Origin of the sequence: Streptomyces bicolor (assembly GCF_000719285.1) — a bacterium.
GTDB classification, from domain to species: Bacteria; Actinomycetota; Actinomycetes; order Streptomycetales; family Streptomycetaceae; genus Streptomyces; species Streptomyces bicolor.
Map to the genome: position 1 here is coordinate 91,615 of NZ_JOFS01000009.1, position 23,292 is coordinate 114,906.

Annotated in this window: 22 protein-coding genes; 14 read left to right on the forward strand and 8 right to left on the reverse strand. The window is 70.5% G+C overall.

What is annotated here, in order from left to right; genetic code table 11:
• Positions 1-15: 15 nt before the first annotated feature.
• Both IF78_RS0113555 and IF78_RS0113560 read left to right on the forward strand, forming a co-directional pair.
• A complete protein-coding gene (locus IF78_RS0113555; RefSeq protein WP_031476781.1) occupies positions 16-930 on the forward strand; it encodes a DMT family transporter in 915 nt (304 codons plus the stop codon).
• 14 nt (positions 931-944) lie between these two features.
• Positions 945-1,883, forward strand: coding sequence for a LysR family transcriptional regulator (locus tag IF78_RS0113560; RefSeq protein ID WP_031476783.1), 939 nt, complete (start codon positions 945-947; stop codon positions 1,881-1,883).
• A gap of 100 nt (positions 1,884-1,983) precedes the next feature.
• Here IF78_RS0113560 and pepN read toward each other — a convergent pair whose 3' ends face one another.
• Complete coding sequence (gene pepN / locus IF78_RS0113565; RefSeq protein ID WP_031476785.1) at positions 1,984-4,560, reverse strand: aminopeptidase N; 2,577 nt, start codon at positions 4,558-4,560, stop codon at positions 1,984-1,986.
• Between the two features lie 112 nt (positions 4,561-4,672).
• On the opposite strand from pepN, the gene IF78_RS0113570 reads away from it, so the two are divergent.
• The 3 genes from IF78_RS0113570 to IF78_RS0113580 are packed head-to-tail and all read left to right on the forward strand — an operon-like array spanning position 4,673 to position 5,769.
• Positions 4,673-5,200: a DUF1203 domain-containing protein gene (locus IF78_RS0113570; protein ID WP_051827809.1), complete on the forward strand. Its 528-nt coding sequence runs from the start codon at positions 4,673-4,675 to the stop codon at positions 5,198-5,200.
• A gap of 4 nt (positions 5,201-5,204) precedes the next feature.
• Positions 5,205-5,435 carry a ribbon-helix-helix domain-containing protein gene (locus IF78_RS0113575; RefSeq protein WP_031476789.1) on the forward strand — a complete coding sequence of 77 codons (231 nt, stop codon included), beginning with the start codon at positions 5,205-5,207 and terminating at the stop codon, positions 5,433-5,435.
• On the forward strand, positions 5,422-5,769 hold the full coding sequence (locus tag IF78_RS0113580) for a type II toxin-antitoxin system PemK/MazF family toxin (RefSeq protein ID WP_031476791.1): 348 nt from the start codon (positions 5,422-5,424) through the stop codon (positions 5,767-5,769). The genes IF78_RS0113575 and IF78_RS0113580 overlap by 14 nt, the downstream gene beginning before the upstream one ends.
• Before the next feature lie 60 nt (positions 5,770-5,829).
• Here the strand turns inward: IF78_RS0113580 and IF78_RS0113585 are convergent, their stop codons facing one another.
• Positions 5,830-6,846, reverse strand: coding sequence for an aspartate-semialdehyde dehydrogenase (locus IF78_RS0113585; protein WP_031476793.1), 1,017 nt, complete (start codon positions 6,844-6,846; stop codon positions 5,830-5,832).
• Between the two features lie 331 nt (positions 6,847-7,177).
• On the opposite strand from IF78_RS0113585, the gene IF78_RS0113590 reads away from it, so the two are divergent.
• Together IF78_RS0113590 and IF78_RS0113595 are read left to right on the forward strand one after the other, a co-directional pair.
• Positions 7,178-7,726 carry an RNA polymerase sigma factor gene (locus IF78_RS0113590; protein ID WP_031476795.1) on the forward strand — a complete coding sequence of 183 codons (549 nt, stop codon included), beginning with the start codon at positions 7,178-7,180 and terminating at the stop codon, positions 7,724-7,726.
• 1 nt (position 7,727) lies between these two features.
• Positions 7,728-8,471, forward strand: a complete 744-nt coding sequence (locus IF78_RS0113595) for a hypothetical protein (protein ID WP_031476797.1) — start codon at positions 7,728-7,730, stop codon at positions 8,469-8,471.
• Between the two features lie 58 nt (positions 8,472-8,529).
• Here IF78_RS0113595 and IF78_RS0113600 read toward each other — a convergent pair whose 3' ends face one another.
• From IF78_RS0113600 to IF78_RS0113610, 3 genes are all read right to left on the reverse strand, one after another.
• Positions 8,530-8,739: a hypothetical protein gene (locus IF78_RS0113600; RefSeq protein WP_031476799.1), complete on the reverse strand. Its 210-nt coding sequence runs from the start codon at positions 8,737-8,739 to the stop codon at positions 8,530-8,532.
• A 150-nt stretch (positions 8,740-8,889) separates the two neighbouring features.
• Positions 8,890-9,201 carry a hypothetical protein gene (locus IF78_RS0113605; protein WP_031476801.1) on the reverse strand — a complete coding sequence of 104 codons (312 nt, stop codon included), beginning with the start codon at positions 9,199-9,201 and terminating at the stop codon, positions 8,890-8,892.
• A 101-nt stretch (positions 9,202-9,302) separates the two neighbouring features.
• The gene (locus IF78_RS0113610; RefSeq protein ID WP_037640397.1) at positions 9,303-10,289 is read right to left on the reverse strand and encodes a helix-turn-helix domain-containing protein; all 987 of its coding nucleotides are present in this window, start codon (positions 10,287-10,289) and stop codon (positions 9,303-9,305) included.
• A 275-nt stretch (positions 10,290-10,564) separates the two neighbouring features.
• Here IF78_RS0113610 and IF78_RS0113615 point away from each other — a divergent pair, with 275 nt between their 5' ends.
• Together IF78_RS0113615 and IF78_RS48390 are read left to right on the forward strand one after the other, a co-directional pair.
• On the forward strand, positions 10,565-11,359 hold the full coding sequence (locus tag IF78_RS0113615) for a hypothetical protein (RefSeq protein ID WP_031476805.1): 795 nt from the start codon (positions 10,565-10,567) through the stop codon (positions 11,357-11,359).
• Positions 11,360-11,371: 12 nt separating this feature from the next.
• On the forward strand, positions 11,372-11,533 hold the full coding sequence (locus IF78_RS48390) for a hypothetical protein (protein ID WP_158751366.1): 162 nt from the start codon (positions 11,372-11,374) through the stop codon (positions 11,531-11,533).
• A gap of 63 nt (positions 11,534-11,596) precedes the next feature.
• Here the strand turns inward: IF78_RS48390 and IF78_RS0113625 are convergent, their stop codons facing one another.
• Positions 11,597-14,881 carry a S8 family serine peptidase gene (locus tag IF78_RS0113625; protein ID WP_031476807.1) on the reverse strand — a complete coding sequence of 1,095 codons (3,285 nt, stop codon included), beginning with the start codon at positions 14,879-14,881 and terminating at the stop codon, positions 11,597-11,599.
• Positions 14,882-15,108: 227 nt separating this feature from the next.
• Between IF78_RS0113625 and IF78_RS0113630 the strand changes: the two genes are divergently transcribed.
• From IF78_RS0113630 to IF78_RS0113645, 4 genes are all read left to right on the forward strand, one after another.
• On the forward strand, positions 15,109-15,567 hold the full coding sequence (locus tag IF78_RS0113630; RefSeq protein ID WP_031476808.1) for an NUDIX hydrolase: 459 nt from the start codon (positions 15,109-15,111) through the stop codon (positions 15,565-15,567).
• Between the two features lie 232 nt (positions 15,568-15,799).
• Positions 15,800-17,599 carry a TIGR03767 family metallophosphoesterase gene (locus IF78_RS0113635; protein ID WP_031476809.1) on the forward strand — a complete coding sequence of 600 codons (1,800 nt, stop codon included), beginning with the start codon at positions 15,800-15,802 and terminating at the stop codon, positions 17,597-17,599.
• 112 nt (positions 17,600-17,711) lie between these two features.
• Complete coding sequence (locus IF78_RS0113640; RefSeq protein ID WP_425314614.1) at positions 17,712-18,917, forward strand: serine hydrolase domain-containing protein; 1,206 nt, start codon at positions 17,712-17,714, stop codon at positions 18,915-18,917.
• 74 nt (positions 18,918-18,991) lie between these two features.
• A complete protein-coding gene (locus IF78_RS0113645) occupies positions 18,992-20,164 on the forward strand; it encodes a glycosyltransferase family 4 protein (RefSeq protein ID WP_031476811.1) in 1,173 nt (390 codons plus the stop codon).
• A 28-nt stretch (positions 20,165-20,192) separates the two neighbouring features.
• On the opposite strand, the gene pdxR is transcribed toward IF78_RS0113645, so the two are convergent.
• Complete coding sequence (gene pdxR, locus IF78_RS0113650) at positions 20,193-21,602, reverse strand: MocR-like pyridoxine biosynthesis transcription factor PdxR (protein WP_031476812.1); 1,410 nt, start codon at positions 21,600-21,602, stop codon at positions 20,193-20,195.
• A 94-nt stretch (positions 21,603-21,696) separates the two neighbouring features.
• Between pdxR and IF78_RS0113655 the strand changes: the two genes are divergently transcribed.
• The gene (locus tag IF78_RS0113655) at positions 21,697-21,924 is read left to right on the forward strand and encodes a hypothetical protein (RefSeq protein ID WP_158751368.1); all 228 of its coding nucleotides are present in this window, start codon (positions 21,697-21,699) and stop codon (positions 21,922-21,924) included.
• Between the two features lie 90 nt (positions 21,925-22,014).
• Here the strand turns inward: IF78_RS0113655 and IF78_RS0113660 are convergent, their stop codons facing one another.
• Positions 22,015-23,076: a hypothetical protein gene (locus IF78_RS0113660; RefSeq protein WP_031476814.1), complete on the reverse strand. Its 1,062-nt coding sequence runs from the start codon at positions 23,074-23,076 to the stop codon at positions 22,015-22,017.
• Between the last annotated feature and the right edge of the window lie 216 nt (positions 23,077-23,292).

Sequence of the window (23,292 nt, forward strand, 5' to 3'; positions counted from 1 at the left end):
AGCGAAAGGACCTCCGTGACCGTCGTCCTCCCCAGGACAGCCACCCCGACCGCCCTCCCCAAGGCGGCCGCCCTCGGTATCGCGCTCGCCGCCCTCGCCACACTCGTCTGGTCCGGCAGCTTCGTCACCTCACGCGCGCTGCACGACAGCGTTCCGCCCGTGCAGCACGCGTTCTGGAGGTGGATGGTGGCGCTGGTCGCGGTGGCACCCTTCGGGGCCCGGCAGGCATGGCGGCAACGGAAGCTGATCCGCCGTCACCTGGGCTTCGTGCTCCTTGCCTCACTCCTCGGCATCACCACGTACAACACCCTCGTCAACCAGGCCGGCTTGACCACGCCCGCCGCCAACATGGGCATGATCATGGCGGCATCGCCGGTCCTGATCGCCGTGTTCGAGCGGGTCGCGGGAGTGCGGCTGGGGGCGCGCCGGGTGCTGGGACTGCTCACGGCCTGTGCGGGCGTCGTGCTGCTGATAGGCGGTGGCACCGGCGGGGGCGGTTTCGCGGCGGGGGACCTGTGGATGGTGGCGGCGGCGTGCTGCTTCGCGTCGTACAGCGGCCTGTTGCGGCGCAAGCCGGCCGAACTCGGCGGTACCGCCTTCCTGTTCACCACGTTCCTGCTGGGCACGGCACTGCTGCTGCCCGCGCAGGGCATGAGCCTCGTCGTGCAGGGCGGCTTCGACCCGACGCCCGGCACCGTCCTGCCGATCCTGTACGTGGGGGTCGCCTCCTCCGCAGTCGCCTTCTTCGCCTGGAACCGGGCGATCGCGCTGGTCGGCGCGAGCCGTGCCGGGGTCGTCTATTACCTCCAGCCGCTGTGCGTGGCCCTGCTGTCCTGGGCCGTCCTCGGCGAGGCGATCGGCTGGACGCAGGTGCTGTGCATGGCGCTGATCCTCGGTGGGGTCGTCCTGGGTGCGGCGGCGCGTCGGTGACGTAGGTTGCCGCCATGGTCGACTGGGACATCCGGAAGCTGCAGATCCTGCGGACGTTGCGGGAGCGGGGGACGGTGACCGCGACAGCCGAGGCGTTGCGGATGACGCCGTCGGCCGTGTCGCAGCAGCTGACGAATCTCGCCAAGCAGGTCGGGGTGCCCTTGCTGGAGGCGCAGGGGCGGCGGGTGCGGCTGACGGACGCGGCGCGGCTGGTGCTGCGGCATGCCGAGGCCGTGTTCGAGCAACTGGAGCGCGCGGACGCCGAGTTGGCGGCCTACGTGCACGGTGAGCTCGGCGAGGTGCGGGTGGGGGCCTTCTCCACGGCGGTGCCCGCGCTGGTCGTACCGGCTGTGCGGGCGTTGCGGGAGACGGCGCCCGGCGTGGTCGTGCGGGTGCGGGAGGCCGAGGCAGGGGAGGCGTACGAGTTGCTGGCCGCGGGGGAGGTGGACCTCGCGCTGTCGCTGGCCGCGCAGGCACCGGCGGTCGGGGACGCGCGCTTCACGCGGGTGGAACTGCTCGCGGACCCGTTGGACGTCGCGCTTCCGAAGGGGCACGAACTGGCGGCCGTAGAAGGGCTGCGGCTGACCGATCTCGCCGGGGAGGAGTGGATCTTCGGAGGGAGCGGGCCGTGGTCGGACATCACGCGAGGGGCGTGCGAGGCGGCCGGGTTCAGTCCTCGGCAGGGGCATTCGGCGGCGGGGTGGACGGCGATTCTGGCGATGGTGGAGGCGGGGATGGGGGTGGCGTTGGTGCCCCGGATGGTTGCGGTGGGGCGGGACGGTGTCGTGATGCGGGAGGTGGGGGAGCCGCGGCCGGTTCGGCATGTGGTGGCGGCCGTCCGGAAGGGGGCGGAGGCGCGGGCTGTGGTGGGGCGGGTGCTGGCGGCGCTGGGGGATGTTGCTGCGGGGCTCACTTGCCCCAGCGGCACGACTGCCCGCGGGCTGGGCAGGTAGGGCTGGAAGTGGCCCGCAGGCCAGGCGGTTCCTCGCTTCGGGCAGCAGGGGGCGCCCAGTGTTGTACCGGGCGCCCCACCACGTACGTCCTACGAAACGGCTACCGCTCCGCCGCCGCGTCCGCAGCCTGCGCCTTCAGCGCCCGCTCAACGCCCGCCCGCGACTCCGACACCAGCCGTCGCAGGGCCGCGTTCGGTTCCGCCGACGACAGCCAGACGTCCGTCTTGCTGAGCGTGGCCTCGGAGACCTGGATCGCCGGGTACAGGCCGATCGCGATCTGCTGGGCGATCTCGTGGGAGCGGGCGTCCCAGATGTCCTTGACGACCTCGAAGAACTTGTCCGTGTAGGGGGCGAGGAGTTCGCGCTGGTCGGTCTGGACGAAGCCCGCGATCACCGCCTCCTGGACGGCGTTCGGGAGCTTGTCGGAGTCGATGACCGACGACCAGGCCTCGGCCTTGGCCTCGGCGGTCGGGCGGGCGGCGCGGGCCGTGGCGGCGTGGCGCTCGCCGGCCGCGGTCTTGTCCCGCTCGTACTCGCCCGCGATCTCCGCCTCGTCGAAGCGGCCCACCGCCGCCAGGCGCTGCACGAACGCCCAGCGCAGCTCCGTGTCGACGACCAGCCCCTCGATCGTCTGGGAGCCGTCCAGCAGGCCCTCCAGCAGGTCCAGCTGCTCCGGCGTCCGGGCCGTCGCCGCGAACGCCCGCGCCCACGCCAGCTGGTGGTCGCTGCCCGCGTCCGCCGAGCGCAGGTGGGCCAGCGTGGCGTCCGTCCAGCGGGTCAGCAGGGCCTCGCGGGCGGCCGGGGCGGCGTACAGCTCGATCGCCAGCTTCACCTGGCGCTGCAGCGACTGCACGACGCCGATGTCGGACTCCTTGCCGATGCCCGACAGGACCAGGGACAGGTAGTCGCGGGTGGCGAGTTCGGCGTCGCGCACCATGTCCCAGGAGGACGCCCAGGACAGGGCCCGGGGGAGCGAGGCCTCGAAGTCGCCCAGGTGGTCCTTGACGAAGGCCAGCGACTCCTCGTCCAGGCGGACCTTCGCGTACGACAGGTCGTCGTCGTTGAGGAGGACGACGTCCGGGCGGCGCGTGCCCGACAGCTGCGGTACGGCCGTCAGTTCGCCGTCCACGTCCAGCTCGATGCGCTCGTCGCGCAGCAGCTTGCCCGACTCGTCGTCCAGGTTGTAGAGGCCCACCGCGATACGGTGCGGGCGCAGCGTGGGCTCGCCCTTCGCGCCCGTCGGCAGCGCCGGGGCCTCCTGGCGGATCGCGAAGGACGTGATGACGCCGTCCGCGTCCGTCTCGATCTCGGGGCGCAGGATGTTGATGCCCGCCGTCTCCAGCCACAGCTTCGACCAGCTCTTCAGGTCGCGGCCGGAGGTCTCCTCCAGCGCGCCCAGCAGGTCGGACAGGCGCGTGTTGCCGTACGCGTGCCGCTTGAAGTACGCCTGGACGCCCGTGAAGAACGCGTCCTGGCCGACGTACGCGACGAGCTGCTTGAGGACCGAGGCGCCCTTGGCGTAGGTGATGCCGTCGAAGTTGACGAGGACGTCGTCCAGGTCGCGGATCTCCGCCATGATCGGGTGCGTCGACGGCAGCTGGTCCTGCCGGTACGCCCAGGTCTTCATCTGGTTGGCGAAGGTGGTCCACGCCTGCGGCCAGCGCGACTCGGGGGCGTGCGCCTGGCAGGCGATGGAGGTGTAGGTGGCGAACGACTCGTTCAGCCACAGGTCGTTCCACCACTCCATGGTGACCAGGTCGCCGAACCACATGTGGGCCAGCTCGTGCAGGATGGTCTCCGCGCGCGTCTCGTACGCCGCGCTCGTCACCTTGGACCGGAAGACGTACTGGTCGCGGATGGTCACCGCGCCCGCGTTCTCCATCGCGCCCGCGTTGAACTCCGGCACGAACAGCTGGTCGTACTTCTTGAACGGGTACGGATAGTCGAACTTCTCCTGGAACCAGTCGAAGCCCTGCCGGGTCACCTCGAAGATGGCGTCCGAGTCGAGGTACTCGGCGAGCGACGGCCGGCAGTAGATGCCGAGCGGGACGGACTGGCCTTCCTTCTCGTAGACGCTGTGCACGGAGTGGTAAGGGCCGACGATGAGCGCCGTGATGTACGTCGAGATGCGCGGCGTCGGCTCGAAGGACCAGACGCTGTCCTTGGGCTCCGGGGTGGGCGAGTTGGAGATGACCGTCCAGCCCTCCGGGGCCTTCACGGTGAACTGGAAGGTCGCCTTCAGGTCGGGCTGCTCGAAGGACGCGAAGACGCGGCGGGCGTCCGGGACCTCGAACTGGGTGTACAGATACGCCTGCTGGTCGACCGGGTCGACGAAGCGGTGCAGGCCCTCGCCCGTGTTGGTGTACGCGCAGTCGGCGACGACCCGCAGCACGTTGCGGCCCTGAAGCAGGCCGGGCAGCGCGATCCGGGAGTCGTTGAAGACCTCGCTCGCGTCGAGCGGGTCGCCGTTGAGGGTGACCTCGTGGACGGTCGGGGCCACGAGGTCGATGAAGGAGTCGGCGCCGTTCTCGGCGACGTCGAAGCGCACCGTGGTCACGGACCGGTAGGTGCCGCCCTCCTGCGCGCCGGAGAGGTCGAGATCGACCTCGTACGAGTCAACGGTCAGCAGCTTCGCCCGCTGCTGCGCCTCTTCGCGAGTCAGGTTTGTGCCAGGCACGCGGTCATCTCCTCGATATGTGTGGGTTGCGCCATCCTTCCATGGGACTCGCACGGAGCGCGATGTCCGGTCACCGCCGGTGGGCGGGGCACGGGCGGGTGAGGCTGGCGGCATGACGGCCTACCTCGCACGCGCCATCGATCCGACGGTCCTGAAGGAGTTGCGCTCAGTTGACGACGCGGGACGCCGCATGGTTCCCGTGACCGACGAGGAGGGCGGGGCGCCGTTGCGCTGCTGCCTGCGCCGCAGCGCTCCCGGCGATCGGATCGCGCTCGTCTCGTACGCGCCCCTGCGGCGCTGGGCGGCGGAGCACGGGGTCGATCCGGGGGCCTACGACGAGCAGGGGCCGGTGTTCGTCCACGCCGAGGAGTGCGACGGCCCCGACGGGGACACGCTGCCCTTCACCAACGCCCACCGCACGCTGCGGCGGTACTCGGCCGACGGGCGGATCCTCGGGGGCCGGCTCGTGGAATCGGGGGGTTTCGAGGGGGCCTTCGCGGAGGCTTTCGCCGACCCAGCGGTGGCGGTCGTCCATGTGCGGGCTGTGGAGTACGGGTGTTTCCTCTATGAGGTGCGCAAGAGTTGGCTCTCTATCGGTAGTACGATTGGTAGCCAAGGTGGTCATACCTTGCTACCCTGAGGGTATGAAGATCAGTGTGAGTCTGCCCGAGGAGGATGTTGCCTTCGTCGACGAGTACGCCGCGAAGAAAGCGGCGGACTCCCGGTCCGCGGTGATACACGACGCCATCGAGCTGCTGCGTCGAGCTCATCTGGAGCAGGAGTACGCGGAGGCGTTCGCCGAGTGGGACGGCAGCGAGGACGCCGAGTTCTGGGACCAGTTCTCGGGGGACGGGTTGACCGATGAAGCGCGGTGACATCTACCTCGTCGACTACGAGCCGACGCGCGGCAGTGAGGCCAGCAAGGCGCGTCCGGCGGTGATCGTCTCGAACGACGGTGCGAATACGGCGGTCGAGCGCACCGGACGGGGCGTCGTGACGCTGGTTCCCCTGACCGCGAACACCTCGCGCGTCCATCCGTTCCAGGTGCTGCTTCCCGCGGGGGAGTGCGGTCTCCTCAAGGACTCCAAGGTGCAGTGCGAGCAGGTCCGTGCGCTGGCCCCGGACCGGCTGCTGCGGCCGATCGGGTCGGTACCTCGTCAGCGCATGGCACAGATCGACGCCGCCCTTCGGCTCCATCTCGACCTCTGAGCACGACGAAGGGGCGCCCCCCGTTCCCCGGCGGGCGCCCCTTTCGCATGCGTACCGGCGTCAGCCCTTCAGCTCGGCCGCCACCAGCTCCGCGATCTGCACCGCGTTCAGCGCGGCACCCTTGCGGAGGTTGTCGTTGGAGACGAACAGGGCGAGGCCGTGCTCGACCGTCTCGTCGCTGCGGATACGGCCGACGTACGACGGGTCCTGGCCGGCCGCCTGCAGCGGGGTCGGGACGTCGGTGAGGGCCACGCCGGGGGCGCCGGCCAGCAGCTCCTTGGCGCGCTCCACGCTGATCGGGCGGGCGAAGCGGGCGTTGACCTGGAGGGAGTGGCCGGAGAAGACCGGGACGCGCACGCAGGTGCCGGAGACCTTCAGGCCGGGGATCTCCAGGATCTTGCGGGACTCGTGGCGGAGCTTCTGCTCCTCGTCGGTTTCGTTCAGACCGTCGTCCACGATGGAGCCGGCCATCGGCAGGACGTTGTACGCGATCGGCGCGACGTACTTGTTCGGCGCGGGGAACTCCGCCGCCGAGCCGTCGTGGGTCAGCTTGGGCGCGTCGTCGCCGACCTTCTTGACCTGCTCGAACAGCTCGTCGACGCCCGCGAGACCCGAACCCGACACCGCCTGGTAGGTGGCGACGACCAGCGCCTCGAGGCCGGCCTCCGCGTGCAGCGGCTTCAGCACCGGCATCGCGGCCATCGTCGTGCAGTTCGGGTTGGCGATGATGCCCTTGGGGCGGTCGGCGATCGCGTGCGGGTTCACCTCGGAGACGACCAGCGGGACCTCGGGGTCGCGGCGCCAGGCGGAGGAGTTGTCGATCACCACGGCGCCCTGCGAGGCGACCTTCGGCGCGAGCGCCTTCGAGGTCGAGCCGCCCGCCGAGAACAGCACGATGTCCAGGCCGGTGTAGTCGGCCGTGGTGGCGTCCTCCACCGTCACGCCGTCCAGGACCGTCCCCGCCGAACGGGCCGAGGCGAACAGGCGCAGCTCGGTCACCGGGAACTCACGCTCCGCGAGGATCCTGCGCATGACCGTGCCGACCTGACCGGTGGCTCCGACGATTCCGACCCTCACGGCGACTCCTTCTACGTGGCTTGTCTGTGTCTGCTGCATGGCCGAGGCGTTTCCATCATGCGGTCAGTCTCGGCCCGCCTGTCCAATTGTTTGACCGGGATGCCCGAACCATGGGACGCGACGGACCCCGTCCCCGGCTCCGGTTCTACGGCTCCCACCCCGTCTGAGCTGCAGAAAATCGTCCCACGGCGGCCCCGCGCCGCAAGCTCGCCTGCCCGCACGCCACCGGGCTACGCAGCGGTGTGACGTACGCCTCTGCGGCACTGAGGAAAATCCGGCCGAACGTTTTGGCCCACACCGGCGTCATAGGCACAACACGGCGAGGGGAGGGGTGGCTGTGCTGCGCAGAAAGGCACGCCGCGGCCAGGGGGGCGGCGCCGTCCAGGACGTACTGGACGATCCGCTGGACGCGGCCCAGGAGCGTCGGGTGCGGGCGGTGCTCGCGCTGGGCGGGGTGCCGCAGGCGGACCTGCCGGACGGGGTACAGCAGGTCCGCCTGCGGCTGCTGGAGCGGACCGCGAGCGGCCGGGAGGCGCCGCGGGACGTGTCGGCGTGGGCGGCGGTGGTCGCCTCCAACCTCGCCATGGACTGGCACCGCGCCAAGAAGCGCCAGGAGCGGCTCGGCGAACGGCTCGCCGCCCTGCGCGAGCCGGCCCACCCCTCCGGCGAGGACACCAGGCTGCTCTCCCTCGCCGTCGCCCAGGGCCTGGACGAACTGCCCGACGCCCAGCGTCAGGTCCTCGTCCTGCGCTTCTACGCCGACCTGCCCGTGCGTGGCATCGCCGAGCAGCTCGGCATCCCGGAGGGCACGGTCAAGAGCAGGCTGCACACGGCGGTACGGGCCCTGCGCGCCCGCCTGCACGAGGACGAGGTGGTGTGACATGGCCGCCGAGAACGAAGACCGGCGCAGCTACATCAGCAGCGACGATGCCCTGCTGGCCGCGATCATGGACGAGCCTCTGCCGGACGAGGCTCGCGCCGATTCCGCCTTCATGGCCGAGCACCGCTCCGCGGTCGCCGATGTGGCGCTGCTGCGGGAGCAGCTGGACATCATCGGGCGGGCGCTCGCCGAACCACCGGCACCGGCCCCCGAGCCCGCCCCGGTTCCGGTACGGCAGCCCTCCCGCGTCCGGCGGCGGGTGTTCGCCGCCGCCTTCGGCGGCCTCGCCGTGGCCGCCGCGGCGTCCGTGCTGGTCGGCATGGGCTGGCTGCTGACCCAGACCGGGTCCGGCGACACCGCGAGCTCGGGAGGGGACGCGGCCGCCGACAGCAAGGAGGCCGCCTCCCCGGCCTCCGGCACCGCCTTCGGCAGCCCCCACTACCTCGCCTGCGCCCGCCTGGTCGCCGAGGGCGACGTCATCGCCGTGGCGCCGGTGCCCGGGACGGGGCAGGAGCGGATCACCCTGAGCGTGACGCGCTTCTTCCAGCCGGCGAAGAGCGAGGACGGCGAGGTGACCTTCGTGATGGAGGAGGACTCAGTCGACAAGGGCGAACACATCCTGGTCGGCATCCCCAGGGACGCCGCGAGCCCGGACGTCTGGGTCGTCGGCGAGCAGGACATCGCCCCCGAACGGGCCTGGATCACCGCATCGCTGCCCGAGGCGCGCAAGCTGACCTGCGAATGACGAAGGGCGGGCGCCCGGTACTGGACCGGACGCCCGCCCTCACGGCCGCGGCGACGACTCAGTCCCACACCCAGCCGTCCGGCCCATCGCTCTGGGGAGGGGGCATGTGATCGCTGCCCTCGGACGGGCCTTTCTCATCGGCCGGCTGCAGGGCCACCGCCGAATACTCGGTGTCCGGTGTGCCGCTGACAGAAAGGGAAATGAACGGAATGGTCACCGCTGTCATGATGCCGATAATTCTGGCGGACGCCGTGGTGCGATTTCTCATTTCCCCACCCGATTTCTGTGCCGATTGGTCTGCGCGGAGTCGGCGCCTACGGGGTCGGTGTCCGTCGCGCTTTTCCGCTCCGGAAGAAATCATCGACGCCTTCGGGTGTCCGTGTCAGTACTTCACTCTGGCCCACGGCGGACATGACACTCACATGCCATACTCCTCGGTGGCCTCGACCGTGAGCCAGAGATCCCCTTCGCAGCGGACCAGGGACCAGCCACGTAGCCGCTCCTCGTCCAGCCACGAAAGACATGCGGCATGGGCCACGGACTCCGCCTCGCGGAGATCCCGTGCCTCCGTGAAGATCATGGCCGTGAGGCCCCGGCTGCTGCGCCGGAGAGTGACGTGCGCGACGGCCGGTGGTGAAGCCCCCAACAAGTGCCCTGCAAAGGAAGGTTCGGGTGGATCGGTGGCGGTGGCCTCGGCGCGGGGTGCCAGAACGGCCTTGACGGCGAACACACTTCGATCCTGACGGTCGTCGAGTGCATCCGCGCTCGTCCGGCAATGGCAGCAGGCTGCCATTGCCGGGTCCGGCCACCGAGCCCGATCCCGCGGAGCGGCTACATCCAGCCTCGCCGGGCGGCCTCGGCTCCCGCCTGGAACCGGCTCTGCGCGTCGAGACGTTCCAGCAGGGCCGCCATGTGCCGGCGCACCGTTCGCAGCGACACGCCCATCTTGCGGGCGATGCCCTCGTCGGTCAGCCCGGCGCCGAGCATCTTGAGCAGCGCGCGTTCACGATCGGTGGGCGCGTCGTCCTGTTCGCCTTCCGAGCGCGCCCCGAGCGGTGTGGCATGCTCCCAGACCATCTCGAAGAGCTCTCCCAGGGCCTTGACCAGGCTGGGGTAGCGAACGAGGTAGGCGCCTTGGCTGCTGTCGTCGACATCGATCGGGACGATGCCGGCGATGTCGTCGCAAAGGATCATGCGCATCGGCAGCACCTGCACCGTGCGCGTCGCGCCGCCCAGGGAGGTCAGCCAGGTCGCGTAGTCGACGGTCGCCGGATCGTTGCGGACGCTTTCCAGGAAGACGGTGCGGATGCGTACACCACGTGCCAGGTTCTGCTCGTCCAGTGGGCGGCCCGCGGCCAGCGCGGCGGGACTCAGTGCGCCGCCCGGAACGAAGGTGCGTACCTCCGACTCGGCCCGCTGGGACAGCTCCAACAGCCGCACCCGCACGGAGTCCACGCCGACGAGCCGCTCCGTGTCCCCGCTGCCGCGGCCGGTCGTCAGCGCCGCGTACTCGGCGGCCAGATCGGCGATGGCCGCCCGCTCCCGGGCGAGATGGGCACGCCGGGCGTCCAGTTCCGCCTCCAGGCGCCGCAGGGCGGGTGTCAGTGCGACCTCCGGGTTGACCGGGATGAACCCGCCACCGCTGTCCGCGCGTTCATGGAGCAGCGAGCGGTCCGTCAGTTGGTCGAGGGCGGAGCGGACCTCGTCCTCGGACAGCCGGGTGTTCCGTGCGATGTCCGCCAGCCCCCACTCGGGATGCTGGAGCAGTGCCCGGTAGACGGCTTGGACTTCAGTGCTCAGACTCGCCGTCTTGGACACCTGTCCCCCTGATGTAACTCCAAGTAATTCTGTGGTCGCGTCGAAGTTTAAGGCGAAAGCCATGCAACGAACAGCACTTTCATGTGACAGGCGACCTTGGATGGGGTGAATTGGGCGATTCGCCCGGCCGGTTGGCCGCCACGTGCCAAGGCCGCCGGCTGCCACCCGGAAACTCTCGGGAATGCCGTGACGGCGTTCTAGATTCGGTGCAGTCGAACAGCGGGCCGGGAAATTCCGGAGCGCATCACCCACCACATTTCAGGAGTGGCTTCAGCATGCTCGTTTCGCGCACTCTTCGCAGCGGCTTCGTCAAGTCGGCGATGGTTCTGAGCGCGGTGGCCGCGCTTTCCGCCACCGTTCCGGCAGCCCATGCGGCCGGAACTCCGGACCCGGCCGTGGCAGCTGCGCTGCAGCGTATTCAGAACGGAACGTGGACCAACGCGGACGCCGAACTGATCGCCGGCATTCCGGAGTTGGCCGCGACGACGCCGGACCCGCGCGTCGAGCCCAGGACGTCGGTCGAGGAGATCGAGTACGTCATCCTTCCCGACGGCACCATGGAATCCACCGCCACCTCGGGGCTCTCCGACGCGGACTCAGCCGCGGCGGAGACCAGCGACGGACTCAAGAGACTGCTGGCGGCCGACCGGGGGGACTCTACCGTCGGTGACGTCGTGGAGGTGCCCGAGGAGACCGCGGCGTCCGGCGCTTCGGTGAGAGCGGCCGCGGGCCGCTGGAAGTGGACACACGTCACCGTCACGAACTACAGCTACACGGGAACGGTGATCTACAAGTACCACCACAAGGCGCGCTTCAAGTACGACGGATCCAAGGTCACGGCCTGGGGCGAGCGGTCCGACTACACCTCGAACGAGCAGGATGTCGTTCAGGTGGGCGAGCGCATGCGCAACGAGAAGAGCAGGGTTCCGGCCGCGTCGGCCACTTCGCTCATGAAGCGGCGCATCGATCTCTGTGCGCCCGTCTATGGTTGCTACGCCACCAACTACCCCTGGTCGAAGATCAAGGTGAAGGGGAACGGCGGCACATCCTTCACCAGCTCCAACAAGTAAGGAAGACGCCTGGTGGTCAAGCTTCTCCTGAAGGTTCTCGCGACTGTCGCGGTGTTCGCCGGCCTACTGGTCCTGCTCGGCAGCGGGTTCGGGACCATAGAGATCACCGCGTGGACGGTCCTGCTGGTCATCGCGGTCGCCGTTGTGGTCAAACGGCACAGGTCCGCGGGATGACGGAAGCGGGGCCGGTGCTCTGCCGAGCACCGGCCCCGCTCGTCCTCATGCCGGGAACTACTGCTACGGAACGGCCTTCTCGATGGTGACCGTGCTCGTCCCCGCGACCGTGCCGCGGCTGTTCACCAGCTGGAGCTCGCCGAAGAACTTCCGGCCCTCGGGAGCCGCGCCCTTCACCAGGACCTCGGCGGACACCTTCGCCGACTCGCCGCTCGCCAGCTTCACAGCCGTCGAGGCATCCGTGGTCACCGCGCCGAGCGAGGGCGCGAAGTACACGTCCTTGTAGCCGTACGACGTCGATCCGCTGGGAACGGAGTAGCCGTCGACGACGATCGTGTACGTACCGGCGGCCGGCGCGGTCACGCTGACCTTCTCCTCCGAGTCACCGTCGGCGGACTGACCGACGACCTGGCCGTCCTTGAGCACCGCGAGGTCGAGGTCCGCCTTCAGATCGGAGACGCCCCCGATCGCCACCTCAAGACGCTCCACACCCTCGGGGAGAGTGAGGGAGGTCTCCTGCGACTCGCCGTCCGCGATGGTCCTCTCGCCGACCATGCCAGAACCCAGGGAGCCGCCCTTCAGGCTGCCGTCGATCGCGGAGAACTCGTTGGTGACGGTCCACTCCGCCGTGACCGGAGTGCCGATCTTCGCCTCGGCGATGGTCTTCTCCGCCGGGTCGAAGGTCGCGCCCAACACCTGGGCGTCGAGCTTGTACGGGTTGTCGAGCAGCGGCGACGTACGCCGGGACTCGACCTCGATCTCCCAGACACCGGCCCGCGGGTCGGCGTACGACCGCACATCGGGCTTGCAGCCGTTGCCGTCGAGGTAGTTGTTGTAGCAGTACGGGGTGCCCGTGGTGTCGGCCGGGACGCCCGTCGGGTCGATGGCGATGAACCGGGTCTGGCTCTTGCCCTTCAGCCCGCCGATCGCGACCTCCAGCGACTTCGCGCCCTCGGGGACGGTCACGAAGTACGACTTGGTGCTGTTGCGCTGCACCGAACCCGACGCGGAGTAGGTGTACTTGAGCGGCGCGGAGACCACGACCGTGTTGAGGACCTGCTTGTCGATGCCCTCGGTGCGCGGGTCGTCGACCTCCAGGATCGCGCTCTTGATGCCCGCCGAGGACGGCTTGGCTGCGACCTTGACGGTGACCGGCTTGTTCAGGCCGAGGCGGATCTCGTCGTCGCCGATGATCCGGAAGGTGTCACCCGCGTTGTTCTCGAAGTCCAGCTCGTGCCGGATCGCCTTGTCCGGGCCGGACGTACGCGTGATCGTGACGTCGTACGTCTTCTTCTGCCCGGCCTTGAGGCCGCCCTCGCGGTCGTAGACGCCCGTGCCGAAGCCCGGCGTCTTCAGGAACTGGTCGATCGCGGTGTCGACCGGTGCCTTGATCGTGTACTCGTGGGCGGTGGCGCCGTCACGGATGGAGTCCCAGGCGTCCTCGATGTCGATGAGGCCGGCACCCTCCTCGTACGCCTGAACACCCTTGATGTGGTCGGCGGTCGAGGTGAGAGCCGTGCGCAGCTTCGCGGGCGTCAGGTCGATGCCCTTCTGCTTGGCGGCGCTCAGCAGCAGCGCCGACGCGCCCGCCGCCTGCGGGGACGCCATCGAGGTGCCCTGGAGCATGCCGTAGCCGGCCGGCAGCGAGTAGCCCGCCTCGGCGACCGGGGCGCCCGGCAGCCAGGTCTGGATGGTGTTGATCGCGGCGCCCGGCGCGGAGAGCGTCGGGGTGAAGCCGCCGTCCTCACGCGGGCCGCGCGAGGAGAACGGCATCATCGCGTACGGCTTGGACACGACCGAGCCGTAGTTGGCGGCCCAGGTCTCCTTGGAGACGGTCGCGCCGACCGAGATGACCTTGGCGGCCAGGGCCGGGTCGCCGATGGTGTTGGCGCCGGGGCCGGAGTTGCCCGCCGATATCACCAGCTGGACGCCGTAGGTGTCGATGAGGCGCGTGTAGAGCTCGGCGCGGGCGTTGTTGCCGTCGTTCAGCGCCGGGAGACCGCCGATGGACATGTTGACGATGTCGACGCCGCGGTTGACGACGAGGTCGATCATGCCCTCGGTGAGCGCGACGTTGGTGCAGCCGCCGGTCCAGGTGCAGGCGCGGGAGGAGACGAGCTTCGCGCCCGGCGCCGCGCCGTTCATCTCGCCGCCGAACAGGCCGTTCGCGGCGGTGATGCCGGCGACGTGCGTGCCGTGCTCGGACTCGATGACGCCGATGTTGACGAAGTCGCGCTTCTGGCCGACCCAGTCGCCGCCGAGGGGGTCCATCGGGACGTCCTTGCGGATCTCCACGACGAACGGCTGCCGCTCGGCGACGTCGGTGGCCGGGTTGTCGGTGCCGAAGTACCCGATCTGGAAGCCGTCCTTGTACGGCTTCATCGGGGTGTCGTCACCGAAGTCGTTGTTGTTGTTCAGGTCGACCCGGACCGTGCCGGCCGCCGCGTCGTACAGCACGCCCCACGAGTCGGTCTTGTCGCCGTCGCGGTTGGCGTCACCCGCCGCGTCACCGCCGGTGGTGTACGACTCCAGGAATGTGCTCACCTGGTACGAACCCGCGGGCGCCGTCCAGGTCTTGCCGCCGTAGGTGAAGGTGGGCCCGGAGACGGAGGTAACCATCGGGCGCCAGGTGCGGTCGCTGTCGACTATGGGGTCGGTGGCGGTGACCCAGTCGACTATCTTCCGCTCGCCGGTGGTGGTCTTCTGCAGCGCCGGGTGCCCGAGGTCCACACCGCTGTCGAGGATGCCGATGGTGATGCCACGGCCGTCCGACTTCGGGTGGTCCTCGACGAAGTCGACGGCGCCCGTCTCGAAGGACGGGTTGTACGGATTCTCCGCCGGGGTGTTCTTGCCCGGGGCGGCGGCCGCGGTGGCGGCGGCCGACGACTCCTTCGTGTCGACGGCGGGATCGTCCAGGGGTATCTCCTCGCGCAGGTCGATGCCGTGCACCGAGGAGAGCTTCGTGGCGGCGGCGATGGCCGAGTCGGCCTTGCCGGTGGGGACGGTGGCCCGGACGTAGCCGAGCTTGTCGTAGGTACGGCCCACAGAGCCGACCGCGTCCAGCTGCCCGGCGACCTTCTCGGTCTGGCCGGGCGCGGTCGCGACCATCATCGTGACGTTCTTGGCGCCGTCGGCCTTGGCCTCGGCGAGCAGGTCGGCGTCGTCCGAACCGAGCTTGTCATGGGCGGACTTGACGCTGGGGTCCGCCGCGGCGGGCGCGGGGTCCACGGCCATGGCCATGGGTATCGGCCCGGCCGCGGAGAGCGCGGCGACGAGACCGGCGGCCACGGCAATGCGGGCCGCGCGTCTCGGGCCCGGCTTCGGTTCCCGCTGGGGGGTGAGGGTCATCGGCATCCCTTGTTGGTAAAGGAGCATCGGGCGTCCGGTATGTGATCCCGGACGACCGCACAGCCTTACGCAAGGGAAGGATGTTTGGGAAGAGTTGACCCAATCGAAATGGAGGGATGGGGGAAACCCGCTGTGCATTTGGGGTGAGAGGGCGTGAAAAGGGGGCGCATCGCCCGCAAGCCGAATACTCACCTGCCGATCCGCTGCCGGCGCTCTAATGTCCGTATGTGCGGAAGAAGTTGAGGGTGGCGGCCTACGCCATATGCGTACGAGACGGACAACTCCTGCTCGCCCGGTCCCCGGCGCCCGGCGGCGGCTTCGAGTGGGTGCTGCCGGGCGGTGGCATGGAGCACGGCGAGGATCCCTACGACACGGTCGTACGGGAGCTGGCGGAGGAGACCGGCTACCTCGTCGAGCCCACGGGTCTGCTGGGCATCGACTCCTCCCACCGCGTCTTCCCGGGCCGCTTCGGCCGGAACGTCGACCATCACGGCGTACGGCTCGTCTACGAGGCGCGGATCACCGGCGGCGAGCTGCGCTACGAGGCCAACGGCTCGACGGACATGGCGGCCTGGCACCCGCTCGACGAGGTGACCGGGCTGACCCGCGTGTCCATGGTCGACAAGGGGTTGTCGCTGTGGCGGGAGCGGCCGGCCGCGGGGCGGATCCGGGCCGCCGGGAAGTAGCTTCACTACCCCGAAAGATGAACAGCGAGTGACCGCGTCCCGGCCGTTCGACGAGCGGCCGTGAACGCGGAAGGTGGGCGAAGATCCACGTACGGTGATCGGCGCTGCGCGTTGCCGTCATGTTCATGCACAGGTCATCCCCGGTGCCAACGATCCACAGTGAGCGGGCCGTTCGCGTCAGGCGGACGCTCGTGTCCTGTTGCCGACGCGTTCGCACTCGGGGAGATCGCGCATGTCGCGCATACGCTCTGTCGCCAGCTCCGCGCTGGGGGTCCACCGCCGCACCCTGCTCGCCGCCACCGGAGCGGTGTCCCTCTCCGCGGGCGTCGGCTACGCCCTGCGGCCCACCGACAGCCAGGCCGCCACGACCACGAACGCGCCGAACGCCGCGAGCGCACCGAACGCCGCCGCGGGTGAAGCCGCCGCCGAGGCCCCCGTCGGAGCCTCCCGCAGGGTGCCGGCCGCGCTCGCGCCGTACACCCGGGGCACCACGCTCACGAACGTCGCCACCCCGCGCGGCACCTCCGGCTACCGCCGGCTCGGCGACGGCCCCGGCTGGAAGCGGGTCGTCCGGGAGAACCTGGCGTCGGCCAAGTCGGGGCGCGAGAGCAGGCGTACGGCGCTCGCCGCGTTCGTGCAGCTCACCGACCTGCACCTGATCGACGCCCAGCACCCGCTCCGGCTGGAGTACCTGCGCTCGACGGACGTGCACGCGTGGCGGCCGCAGGAGGCGCTGACCGTGCCGGGCGCGGTGGCGCTCGTCGAGCGGATCAACGCGCTGCGGGGCGCCCCCGTCACCGGCGCCCCGCTGCACTTCGCCATGACCACCGGCGACAACACGGACAACAACTGCAAGTCCGAGCTGGAGTGGTTCCTGACGGTGATGAGCGGTGGCCGCGTCACCCCGAACACCGGTGACCCGCGGCACTACGAGGGCGTCCAGAACAGCGGCCTGAAGCTGTACTGGCAGGCCGACGACAGCGTCCGCGACGCCGACAAGCAGCTCGGCTTCCCGCACATCGACGGCTATCTGGCCGCCGCGATCCGCGAGTTGCGCAGCCCGGGCCTGAACATCCCCTGGTACTCGACGGTCGGCAACCACGACGCGATGCCGCTCGGCACCTACGCCTCGCACAGCGACTCCTACCTCACCGACCTGGCCGTCGGCGGCAAGAAGCTGATGAACGTCTCCGCCGGGGACGCCAAGAAGCTCCAGGACTCCCTCAAGCAGGACAAGGACCCCAGGGGCACCGTCTTCAAGGACTTCCTCAAGGCCCACGCCCGCTCGATGCGCTCGGTCACGCCGGACGAGAGCCGGGCGCCCTTCACGCCGAAGCAGTACGTGCAAGCCCACCTGAACCCGGCCCACCGCGGCCACGGCCCGGTCGGCCACGGCTACTCGACGGCCAACCTGGACGCGGGCACCCAGTACTACAGCTTCCGGATCGCCGACGACGTCATCGGCATCAGCCTCGACACGACCGACCCGGGCGGGCACTACGAAGGGTCCATCGGGGCGGCCCAGTTCAAGTGGCTGGACAGGACGCTGCGCGACAACAAGGACTCGTACGCGATCATCTTCAGCCATCACACCAGCGAGACGATGGACAACCTCCGCCGCGACCCGGCCCGCCCGAACGAGCGGCGCGTGGGCGGCGCGGAGCTGCTCTCCCTGCTCGGCGGCCACCGCAACGTCCTCGCCTGGGTGAACGGCCACATCCACAAGAACGTCATCACGCCGCACTCCGGCTCCGGCGGCCACTCCTTCTGGGAGATCTCCACCGCCTCCCACGTCGACTTCCCCCAACTCGCCCGGATCATCGAGGTGGTGGACAACCACGACGGCACGATCTCGCTCTTCACGACGCTGATCGAGTCCTCGGCCCCACACCGCACCAGCTTCACGGACCTCTCCCAGACGGGCCTGGCCGCCCTCTACCGCGAGCTCTCCCTCAACGCACCGGGCGCGCGGACGACGCTGGCGGGCGAGCGGAAGGACCGGAACGCGGAGTTGGTGCTGAAGAAGGGCTGAAACTCGCTCAACTGCCGTACCGGGGCTCAACCTTGACCCCAAGCGCCCGGTCTCTCCCACCGACCACGCTCGATGAGAGCGGACGAGATGGGGGAGAGAGATGAGCGTACGTATGACCCGCACGGCCCTGTTGGTGACCACCGCGGTGGCGCTGTCCGTGGCCCTCGCGGCCCCCGCGGTGGCGGCGCCGCCCGTCGGAGGCGACCACGAGGCGACCCGGAAGGCCATCGAGGCCGCGGTCGGGGACGGCGTCCCCGGTGTGACGGTGACGGCGAAGGACGGTCACGGCACCTGGTCGGCGACGGCTGGGGTCGGCAACCTGAAGACGGGCAAGCCGCGTTCCGCGGACGACCGCTACCGGGTCGGCAGCATCACCAAGACGTTCGTCGCGACGGTGCTGCTCCAGTTGGAGGCGGAGGGCAGGCTGTCGCTGGACGACACCGTGGAGCAGTGGCTGCCGGGCGTGGTGCGGGGCAACGGCCACGACGGCGGCCGGATCACCGTCCGCCAGCTTCTCAACCACACCAGCGGCATCTTCAACTACACGGCGGACGAGGACTTCGGCCGCACGTATTTCCTCAAGGACGGCTTCTTCGAGCACCGCTACGACACGAAGAAGCCCGAGGAACTGGTCGCGCTCGCCATGACCCACGAGCCGGACTTCGAGCCGGGGGCGTCCTGGAAGTACTCCAACACCAACTACGTCGTGGCCGGGATGGTGATCGAGAAGGTCACAGGGCGGCCGTACGGCGACGCGATCCGTGAGCGGATCATCAAGCCCCTGCACCTGACGGCCACGTCCGTCCCCGGCACCCGCGTGACCATGCCCCGGCCCAGCAGCCGCGCCTACGCCAAGCTGGCCGAGACGACGACGGGGCCGACGTACGACGTCACGGAGCTCAACCCGTCGCTCGCCTACGCGGCCGGCGAGATGATCTCCAGCTCGGCCGATCTGAGCCGCTTCTACACGGCCCTCCTGCGCGGCAGGCTCATCCCGCGCGAGCAACTGGCCGAGATGACCACGACGGGCCCCAACGGCTACGGTCTCGGTCTGATCAAGACAGAGCTGAGCTGCGGCGTCACCGTCTGGGGCCACGCCGGCGGCATCCACGGCTCCCTGTCCGAGGCGGTCACGACCAAGGACGGCCGCCATTCCCTCGCCCTCAACCTCAACGGCGACTGGGCGGGGGACATGGCGAGCGTGGTCGAGGCCGAGTTCTGCGGAAAGGCGCCGGTGAGGGCCGGTAATCGAGAGGACTCGGACACGAAGCACCGTGTTCATTCGGACGTAATGTCCGTACCGCCTCATATCGGCTAACCCGCACTTCACGGGGGATGGCTTGATATGTGTGCAAGGCGGGTGATCGTATGCGCGCGGAACACGGACTGCGTGTGCTGTCGGTCTACGACGGTTTCTTCTCGGGCGGAGCCCGGATCGCGCACGGCGACGTGGTGCTGGGGCTCATGGAGGGCGGCCAGCGCCACCGGGTGCTGAGCATTCACGGCGAGGTGTACCGCGAGGCCACCCGCCAGCGCATGGAGGACGACGCCTGCTACCGGTCGCTGACCGCGGCCGGGGCGGGCGTCACCTCGCTGGGCCGAGTCCAGGGCGCGGGTCATGATCCGGCCACCTTCAGCGGGCCGGAGCTGGCCGAAACCGCGCGGGCCATGGCCGGGGCCGACGTCATCCTCTCCCTCAAGGAACAGCCGCTCGCCCTGCTCAACCAGGCGGGCCTGCCGCGCCGCCCGGTCCTGGTCTCCCTGCACCGCTCCGACCCGCAGAACCAGGGCCCCGCGCTGGACGAGCTCAAGGCCGCCATCGCCGACGGCACGGTGGCGGCCTGCGTCTGCTGCGCCGAGTCGACGCGGGCCGCGTACGAGGCGGCGGGCATCCCGGCCGACCTGCTCCACGTCATCCCGAACGGCGTCGACCTGCTCCGCTTCCGCCCCGACCCGGCGCGCCGGCTCGCCCTGCGGACGGAACTCGGCATCGACCACCCGGCGCCGGTCGTGGTCTACGCCGCCCGCTACGACGCGATGAAGAACGTCCCCCTCTTCCTCCGGGCCGCCGGTGCCTGGCTGCGCCGCACCCCGGGCGGTCACGTCCTGATGTGCGGCGCCGGAATGACGGCCGCCAACCCCGCGCTCGACGCCGACATCGAGGCCGCCGTCGGACCCGACCGGCGCCGCCTGCGCCTCCTCGGCGTCCGGAGCGACATGGAGACCCTCTACGCCGGTGCCGACGTGGTCGCCCTGACCTCGGCCTGGGGCGAGGCGGCGCCCCTGTGCCTCATCGAGGGCATGATGTGCGGGGCCGTACCCGTGACCACCGACGTCGGCGACAGCGCGGCCATCGTGGCCGGACGCGGCATCCTCACGGCACCGGACCCCGAGGAGATCGCCGGCGCCTGGACGACCGCGGTCGCCGACCGCGCCGCGTACGCCCCGGCCCTCGCGGCGAGCCGCGAACTCTTCAGCCGCACCCGCATGATCGCCTCCTACGCGGCCCTCATCGACCGACTCCACACCGGGGCGCCACGCCCGACGCTGCCGGAGCCGCTCTGAGGACATTTCTGCAGGCGACCGATCGCCGCTACCCGACGTCTTCGATCGCCTCACGCAGAAGCCGTACGGCCTCCCCCACCGTCCCATCCGCAAGATTCCCGTACCCGAGGACCAGGCCGTGATCGGCGTGGTCCTCGGTGGCGTGATAGGCCGTGAGGTCGGCGATGCGCAACGAGCGGGCGGCCGCCGCGCCGACCACGGCGGCGGAGTCCACGTCGGCGGGCAGCCGGAGGATGAGGTGCAGGCCGGCCGCGATGCCGGAGACCGGGGCGCCGGGCAACTCCTCGGCGAGGGCTCGCACGAGCGCGTCGCGGCGGTCGCGGTACCGCTTGCGGCAGGCGCGCAGATGGCGGTCGTACGCGCCCGACTCCAGGAGGGCGGCGAAGGCCAGCTGGTCGAGGGTCGGGGGCTGCGTCGCCGTCTGGTCCGACCGGTGCAGGTGCCGGGTCCAGCGCGGCGGTGCCACGATCCAGCCGATGCCGAGCGCCGGGGACAGTATCTTGCTCAGCGACTTGAACAGGACGACGCGGGACGGGTCCATGCCCTGCAGGGCCGCGACCGGGCGGCGGTCGTAGCGGAACTCCGCGTCGTAGTCGTCCTCCAGGACGACGCCGTCCACCTGGCGGGCCCACCGCAGCAGGGCGGCGCGCCGCTCGGGGGCGAGGACGGTGCCCAGCGGGAACTGGTGCGCCGGGGAGGTCAGCACGGCCCGCAGACCGGTGTGTCCGGCGAGGTCGTCGACGCGCAGGCCCCCGCCGTCCGTGCGTACGGGCACCGGGTCCACACCCGCGGCCCGGATCACGTCCCGCAGCCGGGTCCAGCCCGGCTCCTCGCAGCCGACCGCGGTGATGCCCTCGGCACGCAGGCCGTGGCAGAGGCGCCGTACTCCGTCGGTCACGCTGGTGCACACCGTCACCTGGTCAGGGGTCGCCGTGACGCCGCGGGAACGGGCCAGGTACTCGACAAGCAGCCGCCTCAGCCGGGAGTGACCGCCGGCCGGCGGGTACCCGAACTCGGTGAACGGCGTGGTCGTCACCTGTGCCCGTACGGCCTCCGCCCACCGCCGGCGCGGAAACGCGCGCAGGTCGGGCAGACCGGGCCCGAGGTCGAAGCGGGCCTCGGGCGCGCGGCGCGGTGCGTGCCGCCCGGAGGCGGCGTCCGGGGCGTTCGTCCAGCGCACCCGCGTGGCCGAGCCGGTTCGCGCGTGAAGGTATCCCTCGGCGACGAGCTGGCTGTACGCCTCCGTCACCGCCCAGCGGGAACAGCCCAGGTCGGTGGCGAGCTGACGGCTGGGCGGCAGGGCGGTGCCGACCTCGATCCGCCCGTCCCTGATCGCCGCACGCAGCGCCCGCTTCACCCGCTCGTGCAGCGGCCCGTCGCCGGGCCGGCCCAGGTGCAGCAGAAGATCGCCCGCCAGATTGGTCTGTGATTCCCGCATGCCATTGGACGGTAGCAGCGAGCCATTGCTCGCTACCTTCGGATCATCGACGAGGGCGTGCATGGGTGCATGTACGGATGTGAAGGAGGCCGTCGTGGCCACAGTGAGGCGCTCGGTGCCGCTCCAGGACCAACACCAGATGTTCCGCGGCGTGTTCGACGACTGGCAGACCAGCTCCGGTGCCCTCTCGGCGCTGCCGGACGCACCGGTCGTGCCGGACGAGCCCCGGCAGGCGCCGACCGCGTGGCGTCGGCTGCGGACCCGCTTCGCACGGACCGCGCCGACCGGCCGGCCCGTCGCCCTCGACCGGCCGGCCGTGTGACGCGGTGCCGCTGACGACGCGAGGAGGGGCCGCCGGTGTGACCGGCGGCCCCTCCTCTCCCCTCCTGGTGCCGCGCATCCCGGTCCGTCACTACCGGGGCAGCACCACGACATACGCGGCCGGATCGCGGTCCGCCGCCGCCATCAGCGCCGTACGGACCACCGCCGCCTGCTGCTCCATCGCGTCCCGCAGCTTCTTCGGGGTGATGTACACGACCGTGATGCCCAGTCGCTCCAAGTGCTCACGCTTGCGGGCGTATTCGGACCAGAGCGCGTCGTCGTCCTGCCGGTCCCCCTGGCGCGGGGCCCGGGTGTCCAGCTCCACCGCCACCGCCTGCTCCGGCCAGTAGGCGTCCAGACCGCCGAGGTGGGGGCCGCCTGGCAGGCGCAGGTCGACGTTCCAGACGGGGTCGGGGAGGGCGAAGTCGTGGACCATCTCGTACAGCCGGTCCTCGGCGATCGCGCGGCCCTCGGCGAGCAGGGTGTCCACCGCGTCCACGACGTGCGGGCGGCTCAGCAGCTTCGCCTGGTTCAACTCCCGTACCACCGAAGCCGGTTCACAGTGCCCGGCGCGGACGGCCTCCGTCAGCAGCCGGCGTACGGCGCTCGCGTCCGTCAGCTCGGCCACCGCGTCGGCCAGGGCGCGCGGCACCGGGGCCACCGGGAGGCCCGTCACCTGCTGGGGGGTGGGCAGCGCGGGGGTGCGCAGGATGCGGACGCAGCCCGTGGAGCGCAGCCGGCGCAGGCGCGGGACCAGGACGTCGATCGTGTCCAGCGCGGTCAGCGGCGGGGTGGCCGAGAAGCCGTGCAGGGTGAGCGCCGCGAGGCCCGTGATCACCGCCTCGCCGTAGACCGGGGCGGTGTGTCCCTCGCCCGCGTTCGGCTGGGACGGCACCCCGGCCGTCCGCTCCCGCGCCGCGTACATCAGTACCGCGTGCAGGCGCTCCTCGCTGGTGGGCGGGCCGGGGTGGAGCAGGTAGACGCCGGGGAGGAACTGCTGCCAGGGCCCGCCGGGGCGGCACTGGTCGTTCATCTCGGCGGCCGAGATGCCGTGCGACTTCAGCTGTGCGGCGGTCATGACACGGCGGTGCACCTCGGAGAGGTGGCGCAGGGGGCGGGGGGAGAGCGGGGGGACCGGGGTGTTTTGGTTCATGACCCGGAGGTTCCCGCGTCCGATCGGCTCGCTAACCGCTGTTACACGTCCGTCGACAAAAGCGGACAACCTGGCACTAAAGGACGGGTGTTCGGATGCCGAGTAGGCACGGAAAACCCCTGGTCCGTTCGGGTTGGTCCAGGGGTTACGGCTGCTATTGCCTGAATTCCGTAACGGTCACGGAGGGCCGAGACCTTTGGCCAAAGGTGTCGGCTG

Excerpts from the sequence above, each read along its gene's own strand:
- IF78_RS0113570 (WP_051827809.1), top strand. The coding sequence starts at position 4,673 with ATGACGGCCTACCTCGCACGCGCCATCGATCCGACGGTCCTGAAGGAG.
- IF78_RS0113595 (WP_031476797.1), top strand. The coding sequence starts at position 7,728 with ATGGCCGCCGAGAACGAAGACCGGCGCAGCTACATCAGCAGCGACGAT.
- IF78_RS0113600 (WP_031476799.1), bottom strand. The coding sequence starts at position 8,739 with ATGAGAAATCGCACCACGGCGTCCGCCAGAATTATCGGCATCATGACA.
- IF78_RS0113560 (WP_031476783.1), top strand. The coding sequence starts at position 945 with ATGGTCGACTGGGACATCCGGAAGCTGCAGATCCTGCGGACGTTGCGG.
- IF78_RS0113575 (WP_031476789.1), top strand. The coding sequence starts at position 5,205 with ATGAAGATCAGTGTGAGTCTGCCCGAGGAGGATGTTGCCTTCGTCGAC.
- pdxR (WP_031476812.1), bottom strand. The coding sequence starts at position 21,602 with ATGCGGGAATCACAGACCAATCTGGCGGGCGATCTTCTGCTGCACCTG.
- IF78_RS0113580 (WP_031476791.1), top strand. The coding sequence starts at position 5,422 with ATGAAGCGCGGTGACATCTACCTCGTCGACTACGAGCCGACGCGCGGC.
- IF78_RS0113615 (WP_031476805.1), top strand. The coding sequence starts at position 10,565 with ATGCTCGTTTCGCGCACTCTTCGCAGCGGCTTCGTCAAGTCGGCGATG.
- IF78_RS0113635 (WP_031476809.1), top strand. The coding sequence starts at position 15,800 with ATGTCGCGCATACGCTCTGTCGCCAGCTCCGCGCTGGGGGTCCACCGC.
- IF78_RS0113660 (WP_031476814.1), bottom strand. The coding sequence starts at position 23,076 with ATGAACCAAAACACCCCGGTCCCCCCGCTCTCCCCCCGCCCCCTGCGC.
- IF78_RS0113640 (WP_425314614.1), top strand. The coding sequence starts at position 17,712 with ATGACCCGCACGGCCCTGTTGGTGACCACCGCGGTGGCGCTGTCCGTG.
- IF78_RS0113625 (WP_031476807.1), bottom strand. The coding sequence starts at position 14,881 with ATGACCCTCACCCCCCAGCGGGAACCGAAGCCGGGCCCGAGACGCGCG.